The following is an 8,733-nucleotide window of genomic DNA, read 5'->3' as shown; positions in this document are numbered from 1 at the left end:
TGGCTTCGTGACGGCAGGCTTTGTCGTTGGCGACATCATTACCACCTCCGGCTTCGCCACAAGCGCCAACAACGGCACCTGGCTGGTAACTAGCGTCGCAGCAGGCAAGATCATCGTCACCAACACTGACGGCACTGCAGCCTCGACAATCACTGACGAAACAGCTGGCGAAACCGTAACCGTCACTAGCTCTGCTGACGAACTGGTCATCGGGTCGACCGAGCGCAGTTTCGCCATTCTCGAGCGTCACACCGACATCGGGGCCGACTACGTGTATCGCGGCTGCCGGGTGGCAACCATGAACATTGCCGCGCCGCTTGGCGATAAGGCATCGATTACCTTCGGCATGCTCGGCACCAAGGCCGAGGAATACACCGTGCCGGTGGGCGCCACCTTCGCCGCAGCTACCACCACCGACATGATGGTGACCACCAACGGCTCGTTCACCGAGGGCGGCGATGCGATCACATACGCCACCGAGTGGAACGCCACCCTGGACAACGGCATGGAAGCGGCCTTCTCCCTGTTCCAGCGCGAGGCCTACTGCATCACCAACGGCATTGCCGTCGCCAGCGGCACCATGAGCGCCTACCTGAAGGACGGCACGCTGTGGGCCAAGGTGCTGAACGAGACCGAGACCAGCCACGTGGTCGTACTTGAAGAGGGCGCTGACAGCTACACCATCGAGCTGCCGAAGGTCCGCTACACCCAGGGCCAGAAGCAGGTCAGCGGCCCAGGCGCGGTCATCCCGCAGTACACCTTCTCTGCCGGCTACGACGGTACCACCACCATGCGGATCACCCGGAGCTAAGCATGACGGGAATTGACGCTTTCAAGACGCGCGGCAAGGCGAACGAAGGGATTCGTATCACCCTGTCGCAGCCGGACGGCACGCCGACGGAACACTGGTTGCAGGTACGGTCGGTCTGGTCGGATGACTACCAGGCTGCGCGCTCTGAGCTGATTCGCCAGGCCATCGAGGACGGCAAGCGAATTGCCGATGCCGATCCTGGCGAAGTAGCGGAACTCAAGCATGAAGCTGATCGCCGCCGCCGCGCGACACTGTGCGCTTCGCTGATCGCCGGGTGGTCTTTCTCGGACATGGAATGCACCGAAGAGAAGGTGGCCGAATTCCTGTTGGAGGCCCCGCAGATCCTGCGCCACGTCGAGCAAATCGCCGAGGATGACCGGCGTTTTTTCTCGAACGGATCAGGCAGCTTGTCGAGTGGGGAAAGTCTGAGCTGATCCTGCTGCGCCCGCCGCCAGGCTCGGATGAGCCATTGCGCGAGCATCTGCAGCGAATCGAGAAAACCACCGGGCACAGGCCAAAGGAACTGGCCGATCAGCCCGAATGCCCCGCCGAACTCTCCTACCTGTGGGAGTGGTTCTGGCAACTCCCCCGCAGCTTCAACTTCACCGAACTCTTCCACTGGTCTCAGCTCACCCGCCGCAACCTGCGTGCTTGGGAGGCTGAGGTGCTGGCTGATCTGCAGCGAGTCTGGATATGACCGAATACGCGAAGCTTGTCGTCAGCGTCGATAGCCGCCAGGTGCGCACGGCGGACAGCGACCTTGACCGACTTGGCAGGACTGCCGGACGCACCGAGTCATCGACGAATCAGCTGACCGGCGCCTTCCGCAGGCTCGCTGGTCCGCTGACAGCGATCATCAGCGCCAGGGAGATTGCGCAGGCGGCCGAAAGCTACACCACGCTTACCAACCGGCTGCGTCTGGTTACTGAGGGCAGCGAAGAGCTTGTTGCGGCTCAGGATGCCGTCTTCAAGATCGCCCAGGAATCCCGCCAGCCACTGGCCGCCACCGCCGAGCTGTACCAGCGAATTGCCGCCAACTCTCAAGAGCTTGGCCTGTCGGCAAACGAGATCGTGTCCGTTGTGGATACGGTCAACAAGACGCTGGCGATCAGCGGCAGTAGCGCAGCGGCCGCGTCAGGTGCCTTGGTCCAGTTGGGCCAAGCCTTCGCGTCTGGTCAGCTGCGCGGCGAAGAGCTGAACGCCGTTCTGGAAGCAGCCCCGCCACTCGCAAAGGCCATTGCTGATGGTCTCGGCGTCACCGTTGGCGAACTGCGCAAACTCGGCGCAGAAGGCCAGTTGACCGCAGATGCAGTGGCCCAGGCCATCATCAAAAGCGGCGACGCTATCGATCAGTCTTTCGGCAACATCCAGACCACTGGCGGCCAGGCGCTTACCGTGCTAGGCAACAGCCTGACCAAGGTAATCGGCGAAATCGACAGCGCCACCGGTTCCAGTGCGCTGTTCGCCGATACGGTAACTGGCCTGGCCAGCTATCTGGATTCTGGCCAACTCACTGACGGCCTGATCGAGACCTTCAACATCTGGTCGGCAAGCATCAGCGCAATCGGCAACGACATCGCGTCGCTCGAGCTTGAGTTTGACAGCCTGCAGGAGAATGGCAGCAGCGTCGCTTCCTTCCTCGCTGATGCTTTCCAACAGATGCCGGCCAACCTGCGCGCCGGAGTGCAGATCGCCACCGTAGAAGTCGCATCGCTGTTCGACAAGGCCATTGCCTATGCGCAGTACGCAGGCAGCGCCATCAAGGCGGCCTTCACCGACGCGACAGAGGCGCAAGCAGCGCAAGAGCTTGAGCAGACCCTGGTCCGTATCAACGGTGTGCGTGGCGAAAGCCTGGACAGCATCCTGAGCGAGCGCGACGCGATCCTTCAGGCCGCCGAGGCAAACCGCCAGCGCGCAGCAGAAGAACGCAAGCAGCGTGACGCTGACCGCGCCGCGCGCCAGGCGCAGATTGCAGAGCTTCGCAAGGGGCTGCAAGGCCGCAACATCAGCCTTGGCGGTGCCGGGGGCGCTGACAAGGCAGCCAAAGAGGCGCAGCGAACCGCAGAGCGTCTACAGCAGCTTTACCAGAGCACGGAGCAGGGCCTTGCGCGTCAGGTCGCACTGTTCGGCCAGACCACAGAAGCCGCCCGCGTTCGATATGAGGTCGAGAACGGCGAACTCGCCAAGCTCAATGGTGCGCAGCAGGAAAGGCTGATCGGTCTTGCTGAGGAAATCGACAAGCTCAACCAGATCAAGAAGGACCGCGAAGAGGCGGCCGCCACAGAACAGTACGTGGCTGCGCTGCGCGACCAGATCAGCGCACGCCAGAGTGCGATTGACATCGAGATCGAGGCAATAGGCGTCGGTGAGCGCCAGGCAGAGTCGCTGCGGCAGCTGAACGAGCTGGAGTTCGAGTATGCCCGTCGCCTTGAAGAGCTGGCCCGCGCACAGGGCACGTCCGCCGCGTTGAGCGAGGAAGCCTATCAGGCGCGCGTTGATGCGCTTCGTGGCGCCATGGAAGAGGAGATACGCATTGTCGAGGAAGGAGAGCGCCGCAAAGACGAGGCGCGCGCCAATGGGATCAACGGCGTAACCAAGGCCACCCAGGACTACATCGACAACGCTGGCAACTTGGCAGCCCAGTTCGAGGGAGTGACCAACACAACCCTGAGCGGCCTTGAGGATGGCCTGGCCGAGTTCGTCACCACCGGCAAGCTGAGCTTCTCCGATCTGGCGAACTCGATCATCGCCGACCTTGCACGCATTGCTGCTCGGCAGCTTGTTTCGAACGCGGCAACGGGTCTGCTTGCTGCGTTCGGTGGCCCTGCCGGCGCTGCAGCGGGTGCGGCTGGATCTGCAGGTGGTGGCGGAGGCCTTGCCAGTCTCTTCTCCAGCTTCGCCGGCTTCTTCGACTCTGGCGGCCGCATTCCTACTGGCGGATGGGGGATTGTCGGGGAGCGCGGACCGGAGGTTGTGCGCGGCCCTGCGAACGTCACCGGGCGTGAGGAAACAGCGCGCCAGATGAGCGCGAGCCGGAACATGAACCTCACCCAGAACCTTTACGTACAGGGCCGCGCTGACAATCGGACGATGTCCCAGGCCGCCAACGCCGCCGCGCGCGAACAGCGCATCGTCCAAGCACGTTTCGGGGGCTAATCCATGTTCAATGAAGCGCGTCTGCTCGACAAGGTTGCCTACGGCTCTGAGTTCGGGCAGGAGTTCAACACGCGAATCATGGCGCTACGCTCTGGCGTTGAGCGCAGAAACGCCAACTGGTCAATGCCGCTCGGCAAGTACCGCGTCATGTATGACCGCTTGAACGCGCCAGACCACATCCTGGTGGCTCAGGCGCATATGGCGTCCATGGGCGCCCTGATCCCGTTTCGGTTCAAGGACTGGACAGACTTCGAGGCCAGCGCAGAAAGCCTTGGCGCCGCCACTGGAGTAGAGCAGCAAGTGCAGCTGGTCAAAGGCTACCAGTTCGGGTCGATCACGCTTTCCAGGATCATCAAGAAGCCTGTTTCTGGCTCTGTGACCATCTACGCCAATGGCTCGCCGATCAGCGCAACAATCGACTACACAACCGGTATTGCTACATTCACGGCAACAGATGGCGACGCGATCACGTGGTCAGGTCAGTTCGACATTCCGGTCCGCTTTGAGTCAGACCGGCTCGATATATCGGCTGAGTCGCGCGGCCAGAATGGTCTGATCCTGTCGTCTGATGTCGGTCTCGTCGAGGTCCGCCTATGAGGCGCATACCTGCGGCGCTGCTCGCCCATCTGCAGCAGCCCGTGACCACGACCTGTCGCTTGCTCAAAATCAGCTTGGCGGATGGGCGCGAGTTCGGCATGACGACGCTCGACCAAGCGATCACCTATATGGGCGTTGAGTACAGCGCGATCAACGGCATCGATTCGTCGATCATTGCGACCGACACCGGGCTAAGCGTGGACAACGCCGAGGCTACCGCGCTGCTTTCGTCAGACATCGCGGGAATCACCGTCGAGATGGCCCTGGCCGGCGATCTGGATGACGCGCAGTGGGAGATGATGCTGATCAACTGGGCGGACACGTCCATGGGGCACATGGTCATCGACGCTGGCGACATTGGCGAAGTGCGCGTGGTCGACGACATGGTCTATATCCCGGAGCTGTTGAGCTTTGCAATGCGCCTGCAGCAGAGCATTGGCCATGTCTGGTCGCGTCGCTGCAGGGCAGTGTTTGGCACGCCGGCAAACAGCCAGACCGGATGCGGTGTTGACGCTGAATCCATATGGCAGTCAGGCACGGTCACCGCCGTTGGCAGCGAGCCAACCAGGGTGTTTGCGGATTCCTCGCTGCTGCTTGATACAGCTCCTGTGCCTGGGCGCCTTCGCTGGCTGACTGGGCCGAACGCCTCAAACCGGCTGTATCAGGTAGAGGCCTACAGCAATGTCAGCGGCACCATCGCCCTGCTCGAGCCGGTGCCGTTCACCATTGCGCCGGGGCACACCTTCGAGATTCGCCGCGACTGCAACAAGTCGCCGAGCGACTGCATTGGCTACGGCAACTTCATCAACTACAAGGGCGAGCCATTGATCCCGGTCGGCGACGGCCTGGAGACGATGACGCCGAGTGCGCAGGTATTCGGGGGGCTGAGTGGATCAGAAATCGTCGATTGATGCGGCCATTGCCGAGGCGCGCAGCTACATCGGGGTCAAGTGGCGGCACCGTGGGCGTTCTCGCTTCGGTATCGACTGCATTGGCCTGCTTGTGCATGCGTGTGCGGCTGGCGGTATCCAGATGCGCGACCGCGTCGACTACGGACGTGAGCCCTGGAAAGACGGCCTGGAGCGTGAGATGCGGGAGCACTTCGGCGAACCTGTCGATGACATGGAAGCCGGCGATGTGGTCCTGATGCGCTGGGACGACAGGCCAGACCCGTGCCATGTCGGAATCATCGGCCGCGACCAGTACGGGCTAACGCTGATCCACAGCTACAGCATGATCAGCGTGACAGAGCACGGCATCGACGATGCCTGGCGCAAACGAATCGTGATGGTGTTCAGACCATGGCCCAGGTAGCGGTAGGTGTAGCCGGCGCAGTAGCCGGCTTTTTTATTGGTGGCCCTGCCGGCGCGTTTTACGGCTTCTCGGCCGGCATGGCGCTTGGCGGCATGCTGTTCTCCAAGACCAAGCCGATCCGGCAGACGCTCGGGCAGATTGCCAACCAGACGGCGAAGGAGGGAGACCCTAGGGTCATTGTGTGGGGCCGGGTGCGGCCCATCGGCGGCAACATCATTCACTGCCAGGCACCAGTCAAGCGCTGGGTCAAGACATCAAGCAGTGGGGGCGGAAAGGGCGGGTCGAAGAAGAAGCAAGAGACCAAGACAGAGCACGTCTACCGCACCTACGCAATCGGCGTCTGCGAAGGGCCGATAACCGCATTCTCGAGGATCTGGCGCAACAACAAGCTCGTCTACGACGCGCGCGGCACGGCATGGGGCGCGGCAAACAACCACGTGTTCTTGAAGACGTTTCGTCTTTACCTAGGGTCATGGGACCAGATGCCAGACCCAACGCTCCAGTCAATTTGGGGCGCCGTGAATGTGCCGGCTTATCGCGGCACCGCCTACATGGTTTCGATTGATGAAGACCTTACAGAGCTTGGTGGCTCTGTTCCGCAATGGCTGTTCGAGGTCGAGCGGGCGGAAGGAAACTTCTTCACGTCCAAGCCTTATGCGGCACAGGAAGAGCTTGCAGTCGATGGCGGGTCCGCAGTAGCTCGGCTTCGTGACCCCCATTACGAGAATGAAGAAATTGAATCGCTCGATGGCAGCGTGGCTGTAGAAGGCCTTCGCTTTAGGGTTCAAAAGTTCGAGGAAGAAGTTGTAGAGAGCCTGGATGGCGATGCTGATGTTCAGGGATTAGTTGTTAGACAGATTACCTTTGAGTATGAGGAAACGGAAAGCCTTGACGGGTCCGTAGCCGCTCAAGGCCTCGTCGTGAGAATTCAGAAAATCGTTTACCAAGATCCTAGCGAATATGAAGCGCTAGACGGATCAATCAGTGTGCAGGGGCTTGTCCATGAAACCGCTTAATATCGAAAACCAAGTTGAAGGCCTTTTCCGTTTCGAGGCGTTCAAAACGGACGAGAACGGCGCTGAGATTCCAGGAACGCGCCGAGTCGCTTCTGACTGGCAAAAAAATCTGATTCTAGACACCGGCCTCAACAGGATGGCTACAAATGGAGACTACCTAGACGCTTGCCAGGTCGGGTCTGGCTCAAGCACTCCGGCAAACGGGCAAACTGCTCTCGACTCAATTGTTGCCGGGGCAAATGTTAGTTCTACAGGAGCCTTTACCCCGTTTGTTTCTGGCTCGGCACCCTATTATGTTGGTCTCCGTAGGACATACCCATTCGCTACTGGAGTTGCTACTGGCAATCTGTCAGAAGTCGGTGTTGGATGGAGCACAACTGGGACAACTCTTTTCAGTCGCTCTCTCATTAAAGACTCCATGGGAAACCCGACCAGCATTACCATTCTGTCCGACGAAAGTCTCGACGTTATCTATGAAATGCGCTACTACGCACCGCCGAGCGATATTACTGGAACAATAGTTGCGACAGGCAACATCGGCGGGAGCTATGACTACATACTCCGGTCCGCGAGACTAGCATTTGCAGACTCGAACTCATGGAATTTGCCTTTCGCTCAAAGCGCCGGCCCAGGCTCAGGCACTAACCTAGCCTATTCTGGCGATATTGGCGCTGTTACCGGCTCCCCATCGGGAACATCTGCAAATATCGGCGTTGCCTCATCAGCATCGTATGTCTCTGGTTCCTTCCAGCTTGACCGCATTCAGATTGCCGCTGCAGGAGTCGCGAACTTCGGGACCGGCCTGCGTAGTATGCTTATGAAGATTGGGATCGGCGCGTATCAGATTCAGTTCGACCCAGCAATTCCGAAGACGAACGTGGATCAGGTAGAGCTGACTATTCGTCTTTCATGGGCGCGTCGGCCATGATGCCGAGCAACGTCTTTTCCACCGATCAGGTGCGCGGCCGCTACATCGGCGCGCGCGGCCTGGGTATCACGGCTACCCAGGACTATCACGACGGCGGAATTGCGCTCAACGATGCATCGCAGGGTCTACAGTACCAGCGTTGGCGGGTTCGTCTTTTTGATGCCGGAGAAGCGAATAGCCGCGCCATGCTCAGCTCCCCGAACACGCCGGAGTTTGAGCTGTATGCCGTGCCCTACATGACCGAGGTAAGCCTGTCGTTTGATCAGAATATGCGCCCCGCTTTGGCGTATGTGATCCCGGCCGGCTCCCGTCTGTGGTGGTACGACAGCGTTGTCTCGGGAATGGTCGTCACATCCGTAGATGGTCAGACACCAAGGATCGCCATGGACGACGGTCGATTCCTGGCGACCGAGGGCTACCAGCGAAACGACATCATTCTCGGCTACAAGCGCTCGGGGGCGCTGTACTACAGGCAGCAGCGCGACCGTTTCCTGATAGAGCGCGACCCAACGGCAAGCATCCCTGAGCCGCAGCGCACGCAACAGAGAGCGCTGATCGCGGCCAGTGGCGGTCTCATCAAGATCGGCCTCAGCCGTCAACTTCGACTTCAGTTCATGCTGGATATCCTATGAGCAGACCGGGGCTTTCCTACGAGTCGATCCTGGCAGGATGGGCTGTCAGTTCGGTAGTTGCAGACATCTGTGATCGCGCCGGCATCCCCTATGACAGGCTGAATGTCGATCTTGTCGAGGGGTATGTTGACGGTTTCTCAACGACCAGTGCGCAGACAGCAGCCGGCGCCATTGATGCCCTGTCCGGGGTCTATCTGTTTGATGCCGCAAACTTCGGTGGAGTCCTGAACTTCATTCCCCGTGGGGGTGACCACGTTGCGGAGATTGAGCTTGAGGATC

11 protein-coding genes are annotated in these 8,733 nt (G+C 60.2%); all 11 read left to right on the top strand.

Annotated features, from left to right (window positions below; genetic code table 11):
- Positions 1-811: phage tail tube protein (locus J0A65_RS20520; RefSeq protein ID WP_206596209.1), on the top strand; the 811-nt coding region annotated here is incomplete at its 5' end.
- 2 nt (positions 812-813) lie between these two features.
- Complete coding sequence (locus tag J0A65_RS20515) at positions 814-1,245, top strand: hypothetical protein (RefSeq protein WP_206596208.1); 432 nt, start codon at positions 814-816, stop codon at positions 1,243-1,245.
- 35 nt (positions 1,246-1,280) lie between these two features.
- On the top strand, positions 1,281-1,508 hold the full coding sequence (locus J0A65_RS20510) for a phage tail assembly chaperone (protein ID WP_206596207.1): 228 nt from the start codon (positions 1,281-1,283) through the stop codon (positions 1,506-1,508).
- Positions 1,505-3,967: a phage tail tape measure protein gene (locus tag J0A65_RS20505; RefSeq protein ID WP_206596206.1), complete on the top strand. Its 2,463-nt coding sequence runs from the start codon at positions 1,505-1,507 to the stop codon at positions 3,965-3,967. The genes J0A65_RS20510 and J0A65_RS20505 overlap by 4 nt, the downstream gene beginning before the upstream one ends.
- A 3-nt stretch (positions 3,968-3,970) precedes the next feature.
- A complete protein-coding gene (locus tag J0A65_RS20500) occupies positions 3,971-4,564 on the top strand; it encodes a DUF2460 domain-containing protein (protein ID WP_206596205.1) in 594 nt (197 codons plus the stop codon).
- Positions 4,561-5,475, top strand: a complete 915-nt coding sequence (locus tag J0A65_RS20495; protein WP_206596204.1) for a DUF2163 domain-containing protein — start codon at positions 4,561-4,563, stop codon at positions 5,473-5,475. The genes J0A65_RS20500 and J0A65_RS20495 overlap by 4 nt, the downstream gene beginning before the upstream one ends.
- Positions 5,453-5,878, top strand: coding sequence for a C40 family peptidase (locus J0A65_RS20490; RefSeq protein ID WP_206596203.1), 426 nt, complete (start codon positions 5,453-5,455; stop codon positions 5,876-5,878). The genes J0A65_RS20495 and J0A65_RS20490 overlap by 23 nt, the downstream gene beginning before the upstream one ends.
- A complete protein-coding gene (locus J0A65_RS20485) occupies positions 5,866-6,894 on the top strand; it encodes a hypothetical protein (protein ID WP_206596202.1) in 1,029 nt (342 codons plus the stop codon). Before J0A65_RS20490 ends, J0A65_RS20485 begins: the two co-directional genes overlap by 13 nt.
- A complete protein-coding gene (locus J0A65_RS20480; protein ID WP_206596201.1) occupies positions 6,881-7,822 on the top strand; it encodes a hypothetical protein in 942 nt (313 codons plus the stop codon). The genes J0A65_RS20485 and J0A65_RS20480 overlap by 14 nt, the downstream gene beginning before the upstream one ends.
- Complete coding sequence (locus tag J0A65_RS20475; protein WP_206596200.1) at positions 7,819-8,454, top strand: hypothetical protein; 636 nt, start codon at positions 7,819-7,821, stop codon at positions 8,452-8,454. The genes J0A65_RS20480 and J0A65_RS20475 overlap by 4 nt, the downstream gene beginning before the upstream one ends.
- Positions 8,451-8,733 (top strand): phage tail protein (locus J0A65_RS20470; protein ID WP_206596199.1); only part of this gene is annotated, 283 nt, incomplete at its 3' end. The genes J0A65_RS20475 and J0A65_RS20470, both read left to right, overlap by 4 nt.

The organism is Bowmanella yangjiangensis (genome assembly GCF_017255015.1).
In the GTDB taxonomy this organism is placed as follows: Bacteria; Pseudomonadota; Gammaproteobacteria; order Enterobacterales; family Alteromonadaceae; genus Bowmanella; species Bowmanella yangjiangensis.
Note: the sequence above shows the minus strand (reverse complement) of the source record. Positions and strands in the feature narration are given on the sequence as shown.